This is a genomic window from Streptomyces sp. NPDC048483, from assembly GCF_040651455.1.
GTDB lineage: Bacteria > Actinomycetota > Actinomycetes > Streptomycetales > Streptomycetaceae > Streptomyces.
In genome coordinates this window covers 1-18,679 of sequence record NZ_JBEZJZ010000138.1, presented here as the reverse complement: position 1 = coordinate 18,679, position 18,679 = coordinate 1, and the positions used below count along the sequence as shown (strand labels likewise).

Sequence of the window (18,679 nt, the reverse complement as noted above, 5' to 3'; positions counted from 1 at the left end):
CGGAAGCTAAGCCTTTCAGCGCCGATGGTACTGCAGGGGGGACCCTGTGGGAGAGTAGGACGCCGCCGAACAAATTTTGTGGGAAGCCCCGCACCGTATGGTGCGGGGCTTTTCTGCGTTTACCGGTTCGGTACGCTCGGGGGATGCGCTACGGCCTGGTCATTTTCGATAGCGATGGCGTCCTTGTGGACAGTGAGCCCATTTCGAATCGGGTGCTGGCCGGGTATCTCACGGAATTGGGTCACCCGACCACGTACGAGGAATCGCTGCGGGACTACATGGGCGGGGCGATGCACCGTATTCATGATGTGGTGCTGGAGCGGTCGGGGGAGCGGCTGCCGGCGGACTTCGATGTGACGTTTCATGGGCGGGTTTTTGAGGCGTTTCGTCGGGAGTTGGAGCCCGTGGTCGGGGTCGGCGAGGTGCTGGGGAAGTTGGCCGTGGAGGGGGTGCCGTACTGCGTCGCATCCTCGGGGAGTCATGAGCGGATAAGGGTGGGACTGACGAAGACCGGGCTGTTCGGGCGCTTCGGGGAGGAGTGCATCTTTTCTTCGCAGGATGTGGGGCGGGGGAAGCCGGCGCCGGATCTGTTTTTGCATGCGGCGCGGGTGATGGGTGTTGTGCCGGAGCGGTGTGTGGTTGTCGAGGACAGCGTGCTGGGGGTGCGGGCGGCGGTTGCGGCGGGGATGGATGTCTACGGGTTCACGGCTCTGACGCCGGCGGCGGAGCTGGCGGAGGCCGGGGCGACGGGGCTGTTCACCGGGATGGCGGAGCTGCCCGGGCTGCTTCAGTAGGCAGCCGGGTCGGTCGCGGAAATGGTGGAGTGATCCATCTACCCCTCAGTAGTGTGGAGTTCTAGGCTGTGCGGCCATGACGGCCCCCCGGGTACCAGGAGCGCGACTGCGGCACGGCCGCGTCTCGCTTGCCATCAGCTTCATTGTCCAGGGGGCGGTCTTTGCCCTCCTGGTCACGCGAATACCGGCGATACAGGACCGCTACGGCATCTCGGACGGTCTGTTGCCCGTGTTCCTGGCAGCGGTGCCGGTGCTGGCCGGGGTCGGCAGCGTCGGGACCGAGCATCTGGTGAAGCGGGTGCGGCCGAGCCTGGTGTTGCGGTGGGTGCAGCCGGTGGTGTGTCTGGCGTTGCTGGCCGTGGGGTCGGTGGGGTCGATGGCGCAGGTGGCGTGTGCGCTGGCCGCGTTCGGGCTGTCGGTGGGGGCGCTGGATGCATCGATGAACATGCTCGGAGTAAGCCTCCAGCGGGCGTACGCGCGGAGCATCATGCTCGGATTTCATGCCGCGTACAGCCTGGGCGGGATTGTGGGGGCGTCGCTGGCGTGGGCGGGGGCGCACTGGCATCTGTCGCTGGCGGTGCTGTACGGGCCGGTGGTGCTGGTGTTGGCGCCGTTGGCGTTGGTCGTGGGCCGATGGTTTGTGGATCAGCAGCCGGCCGAGCAGCGGTCCGTGGCGGGCGGGGACGGGCCGGCGGCGGGTGTCGCGATGCGGCTGCTGTTGCCGCTGTGCCTGGTGATGGCGTTCGCGTACATCGGGGATGCGACCGTCTCCAACTGGAGCGCCAAGTATCTGCAGGACGTGCTGGGGAGTTCCGAGCAGCTGGCGACCGTGCCGTACAACGTCTATATGGTCACCACGCTGCTCGGGCGGGCCGCGGGAGACCTGGGGGTTCGGCGGTTCGGGGCGGTTGCGGTGGTGCGTACCGGAACGGTGGTCGCGGCGGGGGGCTTTGTCGTGGTGGCGGCGGCGCCCGGGGCATGGACGGGGATGGCGGGGTTCACGCTGCTGGGGCTCGGGCTGTGCGTGATCGTGCCGCAGACGTTCGCGGCGGCGGGGAGGCTGTTTCCGGGGCAGTCGGATACGGCTGTCGCGCGGCTGAATATTTTCAACTATGTGGGATTTTTGATCGGGTCGCCGTTGGTAGGCGGTATCGGCGACGCCTGGAGCTATCGGGGGGCGATGCTCGTACCGATGGCGCTCGTACTGGTGACGCTGGTGTACGCCCGCTCGTTCGGGTCAGCTCAGGCCAGATACGGTGACGAGCATGAGCGGCCGCGCACAGCTGATGTGGGATGAGGCAGTAACGGGCTATGACTTCGGGCCCGGTCATCCGATGGACCCGGTCAGGCTCGCGCTGACCATGCGACTGGTGGAGGCGTACGAGCTCGACCGCGGGCCCCTGGAGGTGGTCGCGGCCAAGCCGGCCGGGGACTCCACGCTGCGGCTGGTGCATCGCGAGGACTACATCGCGGCGGTGCGCAGGGCCTCGTCCGATCCCGCGTCGGCGGATCTCGCGTACGGGCTGGGGACGGAGGACGATCCGGCGTTCGCGGGGATTCATGAGGCGTCGGCGCTGATCGCGGGGCAGTCGGTGGGGGCGGCGGAGGCCGTCTGGCGCGGGGATGCGCTGCATGCGGTGAATTTCGCCGGCGGACTGCACCATGCGATGCCCGGTGGCGCGTCCGGGTTCTGTATCTACAACGACGCGGCGCTGGCTATCGCCCGGCTGCTGGAGCTGGGCGCCGAACGGGTCGCGTACGTGGATGTGGATGTGCATCACGGGGACGGCGTGCAGGCAGCGTTCTGGGAGGACCCGCGGGTGCTGACGGTCTCGCTGCACGAGCATCCGCGGACGCTCTTTCCGCAGACCGGCTGGCCGGAGGAGACCGGCGGCGAGGGCGCGGAGGGCAGCGCGGTCAATGTGGCGCTGCCGGCCGGGACCGGTGACGAGGGGTGGCTGCGGGCCTTTCATGCGGTGGTGCCCGAGCTGCTGGGCGCCTTCCGGCCGCAGGTGATCGTGACCCAGCACGGCGCGGACACCCATTTCGAGGACCCGCTGGCGCATCTGGCGGTGAGCGTGGACGCGCAGCGGGCGGTGGCGGAGTCCTGCCATGAGCTGGCGCATGAGCATGCGGACGGGCGGTGGATCGCGCTCGGTGGCGGCGGCTATGCGGTGGTGGATGTGGTGCCGCGCAGCTGGACGCATCTGACGGCGATCGCGGCGGGCCGGCCGATCGACCCGGCCTCGATGGTGCCGGAGTCGTGGCGGCACGAAGTGTTCCGCAGGACACGGCAGTTGGCGCCGCAGCGGATGACGGACGGCCGTACGCCGCAGTGGCGGGACTTCGCCGACGGCGGCTACGACCCGGCCGACCGGCTGGACCAGGCGGTGCTGGCCACCCGGCGGGCGGTGTTCCCCTCACACGGGCTGCTGCCCTGACGGTGCGACAGCCTGAGGGCCCTGTAACGCCGTTACGGCGGTGCTGATACCGCCCTGGCGGGCCGGATGCGGCCGTACGGGTTCCTCCGCCCCACAGATGTGTGACTACCCGTCGGTTAGGGCATCCGCAATCCGGTCAACGCACGACCATGAGGCGCGTGGTGGGCACCGAGGCGCTGCGGGCGCACCTGATCGAGGCGCGGCTCGCGGGGACGATCGCGACCCTGCGCGAGAAAAGTCTGGGGCGCTACCGGCTCTTCGCGGCGCGCGATCCGCGGGTACTGCTCGGGCTCGATCCCGAACGGGACTGGCCACTGGGCGAAGTGCTGCGGCTGATGGGGCAGAAGTGCGGGGTTTCGGTCGATCCCGCGCACACTTCCGGCCCCGATGTCATCGACCCGGACCGTACGATCGCGGCGCTGGACGGATTCGCCGAGCGGCTCGGCGAGGCGGCCGGCCGGCGGGCGCCGGTGCTGCTCGGCACCGGGCATCCGCACCGGCTGCTGGAGTTCTACGCCGCGCTCGCAGACGCGCTCTCGTCGGCGGGCTGCACCGTCCTCACCCCGGCGTATGGCTGTCGTGTCGACATAGCGACCAGGTTCGGACTACGTACCCGCTCGCTCGATTACGTACGGGGAGTCGCGCTGATGCGCGAGGCGGGCGCGCGGGGAGCACCCGGGACGGGGGGCGTGCACACCCATTCGCCGCTCCCGGTGCGGACCGCGCTGGCGGCCGCGGCGGACGCCGGGGGACCGCTGCCGGGGCTGGTGATCGGGGACCACGGATGGGTCTGCGGAGCAGGTCAGCTGGGCATTGAGGCGATCGGGCTGGCGGACACGGACGACCCCGCGCTGTTCGTCGGGCAGGCGGAGGGCAGGGTGTCCGCGGTGGTGCCGCTCGACGACGCCGTACCGTCCGTCGGCTACCGCCCCCTGGCGCGTTATGTACTCAATCGTGCGTATCTGTCACGGTAGGCGGTCGTTCGCTGCTCCTCTTCCCCACTCGCATCACTGGCCCCTAATCTGGGGAGTGAGCGCATAGCGACGAAGAGTCACCGGAGGGGAAGCCGGTGACCGTCTTATGCGGAAGGTGCAGGTGTGGCATGGCTGCAGAGCAGAGGCCTCTGAACGAGGTCGTGTTTCTGACCGTGGCGGAAGTCGCCACGGTCATGCGAGTGTCGAAGATGACCGTGTACCGCTTGGTGCACAGCGGTCATCTGCCCGCGATCAGGGTGGGGAGGTCGTTCCGGGTGCCGGAGCAGGCCGTGCACGACTATCTCCGTGAGTCCTATGTGGGGGTGGAATCAGCCTGACGGGTCCTTCGGCGACCCTCGGATTACGCCGTACGCCCGGCGCCGGGTAGGCTGGCCCGATGTAGGTAGTGTGGGCTCGGACGCCCCGCACCGAGTGATTCGAAGTGAGCGAGGGTAGTCGTGGGCTCTGTTATCAAGAAGCGGCGCAAGCGGATGGCTAAGAAGAAGCACCGCAAGCTGCTCAAGCGCACCCGCGTTCAGCGTCGTAACAAGAAGTAAGAGACGCTGATTCGCGATTTCGCGGCCTCCTGTCACCTTGGTGTGGCAGGGGGCCGCGGTGCGTTGTGGGCCGTATGGGCGGGCCTTGGGCGCGAAATGCAGCGAAGGGCATCCTGCGGTCATCCCCGCGCAACACCGACCCGATAGCGTGGCCCGTACAGCTCGACGCAGGCGGAGGCCGAGGGCGGGAAGGAAGGGCTGATCTTGGGCAAGGTCGTGCTCGTCACGGGAGCCGCACGCCAGCTGGGGGGCCGGTTCGTCCGCAGTATCCAGCGCGATCCCGACATCGACCGGGTGATCGGGGTCGACGCCGTGCCGCCGGAGCACCATCTGGGCGGCGCCGAATTCCTCCGGGCCGACATCCGGCATCCCACGATCGCCAGGGTCCTGGCCGAGACGGGTGTCGACACCGTCGTCCACATGGACATCAACGGCACGCCCCTGGGCAGCCGCGGCGGCCGCGCCGCCGTCAAGGAAGCCAACGTCATCGGCACCATGCAGCTCCTCGGCGCCTGCCAGAAGGCTCCGAACGTGCAGCGCCTGGTCATCAAGTCCAGCGCCAGCGTCTACGGCTCCGCCCCCAAGGACCCGGCGGTCTTCAGCGAGACCACCCCGCCCAAATCGCTGCCCAGCGGCGGCTTCGCCAAGGACGTCGTCGAGATCGAGGGATACGTACGCGGCTTCGCCCGGCGGCGGCCCGATGTGGCGGTGTGCGTGCTGCGCTTCGCCAATATCCTCGGGCCGTGCGCGGACTCCCCGCTCGCCGAGTACTTCTCGCTGCCCGTCTGGCCGACGGTCCTCGGCTACGACCCGCGGCTGCAGTTCGTCCACGAGGACGACGCCATCGAAGTGCTGCGGATCGCCGCCTCCGCGCCGCGCCGGGGCACGCTCAACAGCGGTACGTTCAATATCGCCGGGGACGGTGTGCTGCTGCTCTCGCAGATCTCCCGGCGGCTGGGGCGGCCCACGCTGCCGCTGTTCCTGCCGACCGTGACCTGGGCCGGTACGGCGCTGCGGGCCATCGGCATCACGGACTTCTCGCCGGAACAGATCCGGATGCTGACCCACGGCAGAGTCGTCGAGACGACGCAGATGCGCGAGACACTGGGCTTCCAGCCGCAGTACACGACGGCGGAGACCTTCGCGGAATTCGCCCGCAGCCGCGGACCCGGGCTGCTGCCGCCCGAGTCCCTCGCCCGCACCGTCGACAAGCTCGCCGGCGTGCTGCCCGCACGCTGCGGCCCGACCCAGTGAGGAGTTCACCCACGATGGCGGACGCCAAGGTCATTCCCTTCGGCGAGGAGCCTCGGGCGCGCAGAAAGGCCAGGCGGGCCGGGCGCGCGGGGCACGGTGCGGCGCTGGCGCCCGTACCGGAGGCGCGCAGCGGGCCCGAGGAACCGGAGGCGCGCCGACGGCAGGACGGCGGGCGGTCCCTGGACGAGAAGATCGCGGGCGGACTGGCGTTCCTGCGCCGGCGGATCACCGGCGACTACGAGGTCGACGACTTCGGCTACGACGAGGAGCTGACCGACCAGGTCCTGATGTCGTTGCTGCGGCCGTTCGCCGAGAGGTACTTCCGGGTCGAGGTGAAGGGTGTGGAGAACATCCCTTCCGACGGTGGAGCGCTGATCGTCGCCAATCACTCCGGGACGCTGCCGCTGGACGGGCTGATGCTCCAGGTCGCGGTGCACGACCACCATCCCGCAGAGCGTCATCTGCGGCTGCTGGCGGCCGATTTGGTGTTTGTGCTCCCGGTGATAAACGAGCTGGCGCGGAAGGCCGGGCACACCCTGGCGTGCGCGGAGGACGCGCAGCGGCTGCTCGAGCGCGGTGAGGTCGTCGGGGTGATGCCGGAGGGCTTCAAGGGCATCGGCAAGCCCTTCGCGGACCGCTACAAGCTCCAGCGGTTCGGGCGGGGCGGGTTCGTCTCGACGGCGCTGAAGGCCGGGGTGCCGATCGTGCCGTGCTCCATCGTGGGCGCGGAGGAGATCTACCCGATGCTCGGGAACGCCAAGACGCTGGCGCGGGTGCTGGGGCTGCCGTATTTCCCGCTCACGCCGACGTTTCCGTGGCTGGGGCCGCTGGGGGCGATGCCGCTGCCGACGAAGTGGACGATCCAGTTCGGCGAGCCCATCTCGACGGACGGCTATCCGCCGGAGGCGGCGGACGACCCGATGCTGATGTTCAACCTGACCGATCAGGTACGCGAAACGATTCAGCACACGCTGTACAAGCTGCTGGTGCAGCGCCGCTCCGTGTTCTTCTGACCGCGGGACGGCAGAGGGCGCCGACGTTGCCTGGCTCCGGCGGGCGGCCTGCAAGCTGGTGACGCAGCGGCGCCCGGTGTTCTTCCGAGGGAAGGACCGGAAGAACACCGGGCGCCGCGTCCGGTGCGGTGTGTCGGGTGTGGTGCGCCGGGCTATTTCGGCAGGTCCCCGCCGTCGATGCCCAGGCCGGGAAGCAGACCGGGCAGCAGTGGCGGGAGGGTGACATCGGGGTGGCCGGGGGTGTGGCGGCCGTGGCCGGTCTGCGGGGTGGGGCTGCCGTCCTTGTCGGGCGGGTCCAGCAGGCCGCCCGTATTGCCGCCGAGCAGGCCGTCGTCCTGGGACGGTGAGGCCGACGGGCGCGGTGCGTGCGCACTGCCGCCGTGCTTGCCGGACGAGGACTCGCCGCCGGAAGGCCTGGCCTTGTGGCCGCGGTCGGATTCGGTGCCCGGAGCGGCGGGCGCGCCGTGGTGGGGGCGCTTGCCGTCCGGGGTCTGCGGCAGCAGCTTGCGGAGCGGACCGACCTCTTCGTCTATGGCGTCGAAGACCGAGCTGACCCTGTCGCGCACGTCCGTGAGCTGTACGGGGAGCCTGTCGCGCAGCTGCGACCAGGTGCCGCGATGGGACTTGGTGAAGGAGCTCAGCGCCTGGATGGGGCCGAGCGAGCCATCGCGTGCGTACGCCTCGTGCAGCAGGCGGTGGCCCTCGCCCGCGTCGTGTGTCACGCCGGACAGCGCCTTGCGGACCTCGCCGAGCGATTCATGGTCCAGGTCGGCGACCCGGCCGCGCTCCATCAGGCGACGGGCCTCCATCATGCGCGTGGCGGCCTGGTCGAGGTAGAGCCGGCCGCGGTCGGAGTCGTCGCCGGCCATGCCGAGCTTGAGGTCCTCCATGCCCCGTTTGAGGCCGTAGAGGGAGTCGCCGGGGAGAGCCTCGGAGCTGGCCGCGGCGACGCCGCTGAACGCCCCGGCGGCGACGCCGACCGTCAGTCCGCCCGCGGCCAGCCCCTTGGTGAGGCGGGAGCGGGGGCGCAGCCGGCCGAGTGATTTCGCGGCGCGGTGTGCGCCCTTGGATGTGCGCTGCTCGGGCACCCTGGCGTCGTCGGACGGGGCGCCTTCGGCGAAGGCGGCCTCCATCGCGGCGATGAGCTGGGCGCGCTGGACAGTCTTGACCTCGGCGGCCATCTCCGGCTTCGGGAGTTCCCCGAGGCCGTCGGCAACCGCCAACAGCCGTGCTTCTTCCGGCGTCTGTGCCGGACTGTCGACCTGGTCCTCGGCCGCCGCGCCCTGGAGGACCTGCTCCTCCAGGGCCTGGGCGAAGGCGTTGGCCCGCCGGTGCGCCGCGACATTCGCGATCACCTGCGGCACCTCCTCTCGTCATCCCGCTCGACTCCCCGGACTGGCTTTGACTGTCCAGACGGACCGGACGGTTGCACGCCGTGCGGCGACCACTCGAAAGAGTGAGAGGTAACCGGCATGGCGTGACCGCATGGAGCCTGCATTCCGCACAACGAGCGCCGCGGCACTCGGGTTACGCACTCACGATGATCTGACCGACCGGGTATGGCTGGTCACCAAGAGTAAGTGCGGGAGAGTATGGAGGAGTTGGTGAATTCGACGGGGGCGGGGGTGGGTCAGCGGGCGTCTTCAGGGAGGAGCCGCGCCAGGGTGCGGACGGCCCGGTACTGGAGGGTCTTGATCGCGCCCTCGTTCTTTCCCATGACGCGGGCGGTCTCGGCGACCGAGAGGCCCTGCAGAAAGCGGAGTGTGACGCATTCCTGCTGCTGGGGGTTGAGCTTACGGACCGCCTCCAGCAGGGCGGCGTTGGAGAGGGATTCGAGGACCGAGTCCTCGGGACTGCGCTCGACCTCGTTGGCGTCGAGCATCTCTCCGGTGGTGACTTCCAGGCGGAAGCGGGAGGACTTGAAATGGTCGGCGACGAGGTTGCGGGCGATGGTCACCAGCCAGGCGCCGAAGTCGCGGCCCTGCCAGGTGAACGTGCCGATACGGCGCAGCGCGCGCAGGAACGTCTCGCTGGTCAGGTCCTCGGCGGTGGCCCGGCCGCCCACGCGGTAGTAGATGTAGCGGTAGACCGTGTCGGCGTACTGGTCGTAGAGGCGGCCGAAGGCGTCGGCCTCGCCCGCCTGGGCGCGTTCGACGAGATCCATCATGCGACGGCTGTCGCTGTCGGCGGGGCGACGGGCGGTGGTCGTGCCGGCGCCCGAGCGGCGGGTTCTGCCGGCGGCCTTGGCGACCGCAGCACTCCCGTCGGCCAAGGCATAGCAGGGGCCGGCAGCGGGGACGGCTGAGGCGAATGCGGGGACGGCGTACGCGGTGGGGACAAAACTGCGCAGGTGGTCGACGAGTGTCGTACGCAGCGTAGCCAGGCCCGAGGCGTCAACCCCGACGTGTGGGTACACGGGACTCCCAGAGGCAGAGCTTCCATCACGTGCAGTGCGGGACCATTCACTCGTCGTAGGGACGTGTGGGTTCCGAATTGCGTCTGAGGAGAATAACGCTTCGTACAGGCAGCGCTACACCCAGTTGCTCAAATCATCGATTACTTACGGTCTGTGCCGGGTTGGTGGCAGATCAAGTATCGAATACTGAGCAACTATTGATCGGAAGGTGACGCAATCTGCCTGGTTGGAGGGCGTGTTGTGGTTGACCGCCAGCAACGGGACTGACGGGGCAGCGGTGGGGGTAGGGAGTCCGGATGGTCCCCCGCGCCGCCTTGTGATCAACCCTGGTCAGCGGCGGCGGCGCTGGAGCGCGACCGCGGCCGCGGCGCCGCCCGCGAGGGCACCCACACCGGCTGCCGCCGGGATGCCGATCTTGACCGCCTTGCGGCCCGTCCGGTAGTCGCGCAGCCGCCAGCCCTGCTCGCGTGCGTGCTTGCGCAGTCGGCTGTCGGGATTGATCGCATACGGGTGCCCGACGAGCGAGAGCATCGGGATGTCGTTGGCGGAGTCGCTGTATGCGGCGCAGTGCGACAGTTCCAGGCCCTCGGCGGTGGCGAGCGCGCGGACGGCCTCGGCCTTGGCCGGGCCGTGCAGGGGTTCGCCCACCAACTTGCCCGTGTACACGCCGCCGACGGACTCGGCGACGGTGCCCAGTGCGCCGGTCAGGCCCAGCCGGCGGGCGATGATCGTCGCGGTCTCGACGGGGGCCGCGGTCACCAGCCAGACCTTCTGGCCCGCGTCCAGGTGGGCCTGGGCGAGCGCGCGGGTGCCCGGCCAGACACGCTCGGCCATGTACTCGTCGTAGATCTCCTCGCCGATGGACATCAACTCGGCGACGCGGTGGCCCTGGACGATGGAGAGCGCGCTGTTGCGGACGTCCGCCATGTGCTCGGGGTTCTCCGAGCCGGCCAGCCGGAAGTAGATCTGCTGCCAGGCGAAGCGGGCCAGGTCGCGCTTGTGGAAGAAGTGCCGTTTGTAGAGGCCGCGGCCGAAGTGGAAGAGGGCGGCGCCCTGCATGACGGTGTTGTCGAGGTCGAAGAAAGCGGCAGCCGCCTCGTCCCCGGCGACCGGGAACTCCGGCTCCTCCGGGGCTTCCTCGACCGCGGGCGCTTCCTGGGAAGACTTACGGGCGGCCTCGGCCGCGGCCTCGCCGGCCAGCACACTGCGGGCCGTGGCGGGTCGTCTGCGGCGGGTGAACCATTGGGGAGCGGGCGCCATGACGGTAGCGTAGCCAGTTTGTTCGGTGCGACTGGTTACGGGCGCGTGTCCGGGAGCCCTGAGGCGAGAAAAGGTTGGGTAAGGCCTGCCATACGGCCGTTCTGTGCGGGTTTCGGCGGTGGGTTTCGGCGGCGGTCAGGCGCCCAGTGCCGTGCGCAGCCGCTTGGGGTCGACGCGCCAGAAGTCGTGCTGTTTGCCGTCCACCAGGACGACCGGGATCTGCTCCCAGTACAGGCGGTGCAGCTCGGCGTCCTCGGTGATGTCCTTCTTCTCCCAGGACGCGCCCGTTTCGGCGCAGACCTTCTCGATCACTGCCTGGGCGTCGTCGCACAGATGGCAGCCCGGCTTGCCGATGAGGGTGACCATCGCGTCGGCGGGGTTCTTGCGGGGGCTGCGGCTGAACAAGGGGGCCATGGAGCCATTGTGCCAATTCGGCAGGGTGCTCCGGGGCGCCGGTTCGCTTACCATCGGTGGGCGATTTGTAGGTTTCCGGGGGCATAGTGGCAAGGAGTGAGGGCACGTGCTCCCGTCGACGCTCCCGCGACACCAGTGGGAAGCGAGTGAACGGTGTGACGTGGGAGTTGGTTCCGCGCACACCGGGAAAAGCCGCGTGACCCCGGTCACTTTGGGCGGACAAAGCGGACACCATCTTTGTGCACGCGTTCACAAAGGCATAGCCTGCGAGAGACAGGGCGGTCGGGTTCCAGGCCGGCGCCCGCAGCCCCGCTCTACCCGCAGGAGCACCGTGGCAACTGGCCGAACTCACCGACCGGCGACCCGAAGCCGAGGGATTCCCGAGGCCACCGTCGCCAGGCTTCCGCTGTATCTGCGTGCACTGACCGCGCTCTCCGAGCGCTCGGTCCCCACGGTCTCCTCCGAGGAGCTCGCGGCCGCGGCGGGGGTCAACTCCGCCAAGCTGCGCAAGGACTTCTCCTACCTCGGCTCCTACGGGACCCGCGGCGTCGGCTACGACGTGGAGTACCTCGTCTACCAGATCTCGCGCGAGCTCGGCCTGACCCAGGACTGGCCCGTGGTCATTGTCGGTATCGGTAACCTCGGCGCCGCCCTCGCCAACTACGGCGGCTTCGCCTCCCGCGGCTTCCGTGTCGCCGCCCTGATCGACGCCGACCCGGCCATGGCCGGCAAGCCCGTCGCGGGCATCGCGGTCCAGCACACCGACGAGCTGGAGCACATCATCGAGAGCAACGGCGTCTCGATCGGCGTCATTGCCACACCGGCCGGGGCCGCCCAGCAGGTCTGTGAGCGCCTGGTCGCCGCCGGTGTCACCTCGATCCTCAACTTTGCGCCGACCGTACTGACCGTCCCGGACGGGGTGGACGTACGCAAGGTCGACCTGTCGATAGAGCTGCAGATCCTCGCCTTCCACGAGCAGCGCAAGGCGGGCGAGGAGTCCGGCCAGGAAAGCGGTGCGCCGGCCCCGGTGGCGCGCGCCGCTGCCGCCGGGTCCGAGGCCGACCGCAAGGGACCTGACGGGGACGTTCCCGCCGTGATGCCGGCATGAGTCTCCTGGTCGTCGGACTGAGCCATCGCAGCGCGCCGGTCAGCGTGCTGGAGCGGGCTGCGCTGCCTCCGGAGGCGCGCGGCAAGCTGCTGCAGGACGCGGTGTCGGCCGAGCCGGCCACCGAGTCCGCGGTGCTCTCCACCTGCAACCGCATCGAGCTCTACGCCGATGTGGACAAGTTCCACGCCGGTGTCGCCGAGCTTTCCACCCTCCTGGCGCGCCACGGCGGCGCAGGCCTGGAGGAGCTCACCCCCTATCTCTACGTCCACTACGAGGACCGCGCCGTCCACCACCTCTTCTCGGTGGCCTGCGGCCTGGACTCGATGGTCATCGGCGAGGGCCAGATCCTCGGCCAGATCAAGGACGCGCTCGCCGTCGCCCAGGAGCAGCACACCGCGGGCCGGCTGCTGAACGACCTCTTCCAGCAGGCGCTGCGGGTCGGCAAGCGCGCCCACAGCGAGACCGGCATCGACAAGGCCGGCCAGTCGCTGGTCACCTTCGGCCTGGAGCAGCTCGCGGGCGGCGCCGATGTCGAGAAGTGGGCCGGCGGCAAGCGGGCGCTGGTGATCGGCGCGGGCTCGATGTCCTCGCTGGCCGCGACCACCCTCGTACGGGCGGGCGTGGCCGAACTGGCGGTCGCCAACCGTACGGTGGAGCGCGCCGAGCGGCTCGTCCAGATCCTCACCGAGCCCGGCGGTCCGGGAGCGGCGAGCGGGCTGACCGCCCGCGCGGTGCCGATGGACGCCGTCGGGGTGGAGCTGGCCGGCGCCGATGTGGTCGTCTCCTGTACGGGCGCGGCCGGGCTGGTGCTGCACGCCGACGCCGTGGCCGCCGCCATGGCCGACCGTAAGGGCACTACGGACGGCCTGGCGCTGCTCGACCTCGCCATGCCGCGTGACATCGACGCCGCGGTCCACCGGATCGAGGGCACGCACCTCGTCGACATCGAGACGCTCGCGGACGCCTCGGCGGACGCTCCCATGGCGGCCGACGTGGACAAGGTGCGCGGCATCGTCTCCGACGAGGTCGCGGCCTTCGGCGCCGCCCAGCGCGCCGCGCACATCACCCCCACCGTGGTCGCCCTGCGCACCATGGCCGCGGACGTCGTCGCCGGCGAGATCGCCCGGCTCGACGGCCGCCTCCCCGACCTGGACGACAAGCAGCGCGCCGAGATCACCCAGACCGTGCGCCGCGTCGTCGACAAACTCCTGCACGCGCCCACCGTGCGGGTCAAGCAGCTCGCCAGCGAGCCCGGCGGCGCCGGGTACGCGGACGCGCTGCGCGAACTCTTCGATCTCGATCCGCAGACGGTTGCCGCCGTCAGCCGGGCCGACACGCGCGCCGACAGGCACGATGCAGCACGGGAGCGCACACCATGACCGACATCACTACCAGAGCCCTGCGGCTGGGTACCCGCCGCAGCAAGCTCGCCATGGCCCAGTCCGGGCACGTCGCCGAGGCGGTGCGCGAGCTGACCGGCCGCCCCGTCGAGCTGGTGGAGATCACCACGTACGGCGACACCTCTCGCGAGCACCTGGCGCAGATCGGCGGCACCGGCGTCTTCGTCTCCGCGCTGCGCGACGCGCTGCTCGCCGGGGACATCGACTTCGCCGTTCACTCGCTCAAGGACCTGCCCACCGCGCAGCCCGAGAACCTGACCCTGGCCGCGATACCCGTACGGGAAGATCCCCGTGACGCGCTGATCGCCCGGGACGGTCTCACGTTTGAACAGCTTCCCGACGGCGCCCGCATCGGCACCGGCTCCCCCAGGCGGATGGCGCAGCTCAACGCCTGGGCACGGACGCTGGGCCGGCGCGTGGAGGCCGTACCGATACGCGGGAACATCGACACCCGCATCGGCTTCGTCGAAAAGGGCGAGCTGGACGCGGTCGTGCTGGCCGCCGCCGGGCTCACCCGGATCGGCCGGATCGACGAGGCGACGCAGCTGCTGTCGCCCGACGTGGTTTTGCCCGCCCCCGGCCAGGGGGCGCTGGCGATCGAGTGCCTCGCGGTGCACCATGTGCACGGCACAGCCCTCGTCGCCCAGCTTGCCGAGCTCGACGACCCGGTCACCCGGGCCGCCGTGACCGCCGAGCGTTCCCTGCTCGCCGCCCTGGAGGCCGGCTGCTCCGCACCCGTTGGAGCGCTGGCCGACCTTTCCCCAAGCTCTCGACTTCGCTCGAGCAGGGGAGGCCCCAAGGCTGACGAGCAGGCTGTCACCGAAATGCATCTGCGCGGCGTCGTCGGCACGACCGACGGCAGCGTGCTGGTGCAGCTGTCCACCACCGGGCACGTACCTGCCTCTCTTGACGACGACGCGACCTGGCTGAACTTGGGCCGGGAGCTTGCCGCCGAGATGCTCGCAAAGGGTGCGGCCGGTCTTATGGGGGAGCGAGCATTTTGAACCCCACCGCCCCAAACCACTCCGCCTCCGGTCAGGTCACCTTCCTGGGTGCCGGGCCGGGAGACCCGGGTCTGCTGACGCTGCGTGCCGTGGAGGCGCTGGCCTCCGCGGACGTACTGATCGCCGACCCGCAGGTGCTGGACGTCGTGCGCGTGCATGCCCGCGCACACGTGGACACACCATTGCAGGCGTCGACTGACGAGGCGTCAATCCCCGTCTCCCCCAACGGCGTTTCGCCGCTTCGGGACACCGCCAATCTTGTCATGGCGGCGGCCCGCGCGGGCAAGCGGGTCGTGCGGGCCGTCACCGGCGACCCCGGCCTCGACGGATACGTCGCCGAGGAGATGCTGGCGTGCGCCGCCGAGGGCATCGTCTTCGAGGTCGTGCCGGGCATCGCCGCGGCCGTCGGCGTGCCCGCGTACGCCGGTGTGCCGCTGCGTGACGCCCAGGGCACGGATGTGCGGTTCATCGACGCCCGCAGCGCCGATGACCGCTGCTGGTCCGAGCTCGGTGCCAGCGACGCCACCGCCGTCGTCTCCACCACGCTCGACTCGGTGGCCGCGGCCGCCGGCGAGCTGGTGACCGCGGGCCGCAAGCCCGACACACCGCTCAGCGTCACGGTCGCCGGTACCACCACGCGCCAGCGCACCTGGACCGCGACCCTCGGGTCCGTCGCCCAGGTGCTCAAGGCCGCCAAGGTGCTGCCTTCGCCGGACGGTCATCAGCCGGTCATAGCCGTGGTCGGTGAGCGCAGTGCCCCCGCGCAGCGCGACCGGCTGTCGTGGTTCGAGTCCAAGCCGCTGTTCGGCTGGCGGGTGCTCGTGCCGCGGACCAAGGAGCAGGCCGCGTCGCTCTCCGACCAGCTCGTCTCGTACGGCGCGGTGCCGCACGAGGTCCCGACCATCGCCGTCGAGCCGCCGCGCACCCCGCAGCAGATGGAGCGCGCGGTCAAGGGCCTGGTCACCGGCCGTTACGAGTGGATCGCCTTCACCTCGGTCAACGCCGTCAAGGCCGTCCGGGAGAAGTTCGAGGAGTACGGCCTGGACGCCCGCGCCTTCGCCGGGATCAAGGTCGCCGCGGTCGGCGAGCAGACCGCCAAGGCGCTGGTCGCCTTCGGTGTGAAGCCCGACCTGGTGCCGAGTGGCGAGCAGTCGGCCGCCGGCCTGCTGGAGGACTGGCCCCCCTACGACCCGGTCTTCGACCCGATCGACCGCGTCTTCCTGCCGCGCGCCGACATCGCCACCGAGACCCTGGTGGCCGGGCTGATCGAGCTGGGCTGGGAGGTCGACGACGTCACGGCCTACCGGACCGTGCGCGCCTCGCCGCCGCCGGCCGAGACGCGGGAGGCCATCAAGGGCGGCGGCTTCGACGCCGTGCTGTTCACGTCCTCCTCGACCGTGCGGAACCTCGTCGGCATCGCCGGCAAGCCGCACAACGTGACCGTGATCGCCTGTATCGGCCCGGCCACCGCCAAGACCGCCGAGGAACACGGGCTGCGCGTGGACGTCATGTCGCCCGAGCCCTCGGTGCACAAGCTGGCCGAAGCGCTCGCCGACTTCGGGGCGGCGCGGCGCGATGCCGCGCTCGAGGCCGGTGACCCGGTCACCCGCCCGAGCGAGCGGCGGCCCGGCTCGCGCCGGCGGGCGCGTAGTTGAGCAGGTAGCTGAGTGAGGAAGGGCGCCCCTGTCGGGGGCGCCCTTCTGCGTTACGGGCGGCCCGGCGACCGGAGCCCGGGCGCGCGGGATCCGGTGGACCGGGCGGCGGCAGGGCGGGCCGTCAAGAAGAAAGAACCCGGGGAAAGAACCTTCCAAACCAACCAAACCCCGGATTCGTCACCCACGGGGGTGAATCCGCTCAACTCGGCTGGCGCGGAGGAAGTTTGGGCGGGCAGGCTCGGCCGTGACAACCGCAGACATGCGACGGCCCCCGCCGGGACTGCAATCCCAGTGCGAGGGCCTGACCACAAAGGAAGCCGAACCTTCCCGATGGCTGAGAAACAGCTTAGCGCCGCCGCGCGCCCGCACTCCCGTGTTCGCCGAAGTGCCACCCACACCGGGGTCACCCACATCAGGCACCACCAGCCGGACCGGTACACGATCATCGGCAATCACCTTGCCCAGCACCACGATCTGTCGCTGACCGCGATCGGGGTGGCCACCCACATCCTGTCGCTGCCCGAGGGCGCCTGCGTCGACATCCGCACGCTCGCCGCCCGGTTCCCGGAGGGCCGCGACCGGATCGCCTTCGCGCTGCGGGAGTTGGAGGCCCAGGGCTATCTGGAGCGGGTGCGGGAACGGACGCCCAACGGGCGGGTGATCACGCGTACTTATGCCTGCAACGACCCGGGCGCCGATCATGCCCGGACGGTGGCGGTAGCGGCAGCGGCGGAGGAGTCGGTGACGCCGCCCCCGGCCGCGGTACCGGCAACCCCGGCAACCCCGGCACCCCCGGCACCGTCGGCACCGCCCGCGCCCGCCGAGCCGTCCGCCCCCGCCGAGCCGCCCCGTACGCCGCAATACCGCACGGCCGTTGCGCTGCTCGCCGGGCTGCGGCGCAACGATGACCGGCTGACCCTCGCCGAACGGGACATCCGCAGCCTGGCCCCCGCCGTCGTCGCCTGGCTGGAGAACGGTGCCAGTCCGGCCGCCGTCCGGCGCACCCTCACCGCCAACCTTCCGGCGGTCCCGAAGAACGTGGCCAGGCTGCTCGCCCACCGGCTCCGGGAGCTGCTGCCACCGCCCCTCCCCGAAGGCCCCGTGGAGCCATCGGCAGGCGCGGCGGGGGCCGGGCACCGGCCCGACCCGTTCCAGACCTGCGACGGCTGCGAGCGCGCTTTCCGTGCCGCGGAGCCGGGCCTGTGCCGGGACTGCCGCTGTGATCCGGCGGGCGGGGACGCCGTTCTCGCGGCCTGAGCGGCCGACGTCGCGTCGGCAAAGGCGTGTGCGGGGCGGGCGTAGCGTGGCGGTATGACGAAGTACGGAAGCTTCCCGGGGGCGCGGCCGCGACGGCTGCGCACCACCCCCGCCATGCGGCGGATGGTCGCGGAGTACCGCCTGCATCCGGCCGACCTCATTCTCCCGGCGTTCGTGCGGGAGGGCATCGCCGAGCCGGTGCCGATCTCCGCCATGCCGGGCGTCGTCCAGCACACCCGCGACACCCTGCGCAAGGCGGCCGTCGAGGCGGCCGCGGCCGGGGTCGCCGGGATCATGCTGTTCGGCGTGCCGGAGGACGAGAAGAAGGACGCGGCCGGCACGGCGGGCACGGACCCCGACGGCATCCTGCAGCAGGCCATCCGGGACGTCCGGTCGGAGATCGGCGACGACCTCGTCGTCATGTCGGACCTGTGCCTGGACGAGTACACCGACCACGGCCACTGCGGCGTCCTGGACGCCGACGGCCGGGTCGACAACGACGCCACCCTGGAGCGCTACGCCGAGATGGCGCAGGTCCAGGCCGACGCGGGCGTCCATGTGGTCGGCCCCAGCGGCATGATGGACGGTCAGGTCGGCGTCATCCGGGATGCACTGGACCAGACCGGTCATGAGGACGTGTCGGTCCTGGCCTACACGGTGAAGTATTCGTCGGCGTTCTACGGGCCGTTCCGGGAGGCCGTCGGCTCTTCGCTGAAGGGCGACCGCAAGACCTACCAGCAGGACCCGGCCAACCTCCGCGAGTCGCTGCGCGAGCTGGCGCTCGACCTGGACGAGGGCGCCGACATGGTCATGGTCAAGCCGGCGCTGCCGTATCTGGATGTGCTGGCGAAGCTCGCGGCGGAGGTGGACGTGCCCGTCGCCGCGTATCAGATCTCGGGTGAGTACGCGATGATCGAGGCGGCCGCCGAGAAGGGCTGGATCGACCGCGACAAGGCGATCCTGGAGGCGCTGACCGGCATCAAGCGGGCCGGGGCGAACATGATCCTGACCTACTGGGCGACGGAGGTCGCGCGGGGGCTGTGAGGAGGCACCTCGCTACCCGAAGCACTGCGCGAACTCGCCCTCCGCAGCGGTGAGTTGACGTCCGAGGGCGGCGCAACCGACGAGGGCG

18 protein-coding genes are annotated in these 18,679 nt (G+C 70.5%); 14 read left to right on the top strand and 4 right to left on the bottom strand.

Translation table 11 applies throughout. The features are described 5' to 3' along the window. The first annotated feature begins 143 nt into the window (after nt 1-143). The 8 genes from AB0D04_RS38315 to AB0D04_RS38280 all read left to right on the top strand — a co-directional run bounded on the left by AB0D04_RS38315 (nt 144) and on the right by AB0D04_RS38280 (nt 7,033). The gene (locus AB0D04_RS38315; RefSeq protein WP_362712030.1) at nt 144-794 is read left to right on the top strand and encodes an HAD family hydrolase; all 651 of its coding nucleotides are present in this window, start codon (nt 144-146) and stop codon (nt 792-794) included. Nucleotides 795-870: 76 nt separating this feature from the next. Next, nucleotides 871-2,091, top strand: a complete 1,221-nt coding sequence (locus tag AB0D04_RS38310; RefSeq protein ID WP_362712029.1) for an MFS transporter — start codon at nt 871-873, stop codon at nt 2,089-2,091. Beyond that, complete coding sequence (locus tag AB0D04_RS38305) at nt 2,060-3,235, top strand: acetoin utilization protein AcuC (protein WP_362712028.1); 1,176 nt, start codon at nt 2,060-2,062, stop codon at nt 3,233-3,235. The genes AB0D04_RS38310 and AB0D04_RS38305 overlap by 32 nt, the downstream gene beginning before the upstream one ends. A gap of 158 nt (nt 3,236-3,393) precedes the next feature. Continuing rightward, on the top strand, nt 3,394-4,209 hold the full coding sequence (locus tag AB0D04_RS38300) for a phosphatase (protein ID WP_362712027.1): 816 nt from the start codon (nt 3,394-3,396) through the stop codon (nt 4,207-4,209). Between the two features lie 128 nt (nt 4,210-4,337). Beyond that, nucleotides 4,338-4,547, top strand: coding sequence for a helix-turn-helix domain-containing protein (locus AB0D04_RS38295; RefSeq protein WP_051831566.1), 210 nt, complete (start codon nt 4,338-4,340; stop codon nt 4,545-4,547). A 120-nt stretch (nt 4,548-4,667) separates the two neighbouring features. Further along, entirely contained in the window at nt 4,668-4,766 is a 99-nt protein-coding gene (locus AB0D04_RS38290; protein WP_003948845.1) for an AURKAIP1/COX24 domain-containing protein, read from the top strand. 204 nt (nt 4,767-4,970) lie between these two features. Further along, a complete protein-coding gene (locus AB0D04_RS38285) occupies nt 4,971-6,020 on the top strand; it encodes an NAD-dependent epimerase/dehydratase family protein (RefSeq protein ID WP_362712026.1) in 1,050 nt (349 codons plus the stop codon). A gap of 14 nt (nt 6,021-6,034) precedes the next feature. Then, nucleotides 6,035-7,033 carry a lysophospholipid acyltransferase family protein gene (locus tag AB0D04_RS38280; RefSeq protein ID WP_362712025.1) on the top strand — a complete coding sequence of 333 codons (999 nt, stop codon included), beginning with the start codon at nt 6,035-6,037 and terminating at the stop codon, nt 7,031-7,033. Between the two features lie 152 nt (nt 7,034-7,185). On the opposite strand, the gene AB0D04_RS38275 is transcribed toward AB0D04_RS38280, so the two are convergent. The 4 genes from AB0D04_RS38275 to AB0D04_RS38260 form a co-directional block, all read right to left on the bottom strand. Beyond that, complete coding sequence (locus AB0D04_RS38275; RefSeq protein WP_362712024.1) at nt 7,186-8,388, bottom strand: DUF5667 domain-containing protein; 1,203 nt, start codon at nt 8,386-8,388, stop codon at nt 7,186-7,188. A 275-nt stretch (nt 8,389-8,663) separates the two neighbouring features. Further along, entirely contained in the window at nt 8,664-9,449 is a 786-nt protein-coding gene (locus AB0D04_RS38270) for an ECF subfamily RNA polymerase sigma factor, BldN family (RefSeq protein ID WP_046927322.1), read from the bottom strand. Between the two features lie 330 nt (nt 9,450-9,779). Then, on the bottom strand, nt 9,780-10,709 hold the full coding sequence (locus AB0D04_RS38265) for an HAD-IB family hydrolase (RefSeq protein ID WP_362712023.1): 930 nt from the start codon (nt 10,707-10,709) through the stop codon (nt 9,780-9,782). A 135-nt stretch (nt 10,710-10,844) separates the two neighbouring features. After that, entirely contained in the window at nt 10,845-11,123 is a 279-nt protein-coding gene (locus tag AB0D04_RS38260; RefSeq protein ID WP_362712022.1) for a glutaredoxin family protein, read from the bottom strand. A gap of 331 nt (nt 11,124-11,454) precedes the next feature. On the opposite strand from AB0D04_RS38260, the gene AB0D04_RS38255 reads away from it, so the two are divergent. From AB0D04_RS38255 to hemB, 6 genes are all read left to right on the top strand, one after another. Beyond that, nucleotides 11,455-12,231 (top strand): redox-sensing transcriptional repressor Rex, encoded by a 777-nt coding sequence (locus AB0D04_RS38255; protein WP_362712021.1) that lies wholly within the window; start codon nt 11,455-11,457, stop codon nt 12,229-12,231. Continuing rightward, entirely contained in the window at nt 12,228-13,610 is a 1,383-nt protein-coding gene (locus AB0D04_RS38250; RefSeq protein WP_362712020.1) for a glutamyl-tRNA reductase, read from the top strand. The genes AB0D04_RS38255 and AB0D04_RS38250 overlap by 4 nt, the downstream gene beginning before the upstream one ends. Next, nucleotides 13,607-14,635: a hydroxymethylbilane synthase gene (gene hemC, locus AB0D04_RS38245; RefSeq protein ID WP_362712019.1), complete on the top strand. Its 1,029-nt coding sequence runs from the start codon at nt 13,607-13,609 to the stop codon at nt 14,633-14,635. The genes AB0D04_RS38250 and hemC overlap by 4 nt, the downstream gene beginning before the upstream one ends. Continuing rightward, complete coding sequence (locus tag AB0D04_RS38240) at nt 14,632-16,290, top strand: bifunctional uroporphyrinogen-III C-methyltransferase/uroporphyrinogen-III synthase (protein WP_362712018.1); 1,659 nt, start codon at nt 14,632-14,634, stop codon at nt 16,288-16,290. The genes hemC and AB0D04_RS38240 overlap by 4 nt, the downstream gene beginning before the upstream one ends. 330 nt (nt 16,291-16,620) lie before the next feature. Next, a complete protein-coding gene (locus AB0D04_RS38235) occupies nt 16,621-17,547 on the top strand; it encodes a helix-turn-helix domain-containing protein (protein WP_362712017.1) in 927 nt (308 codons plus the stop codon). A gap of 54 nt (nt 17,548-17,601) precedes the next feature. Further along, entirely contained in the window at nt 17,602-18,591 is a 990-nt protein-coding gene (gene hemB / locus AB0D04_RS38230; RefSeq protein ID WP_362712016.1) for a porphobilinogen synthase, read from the top strand. Nucleotides 18,592-18,679: the final 88 nt, after the last annotated feature.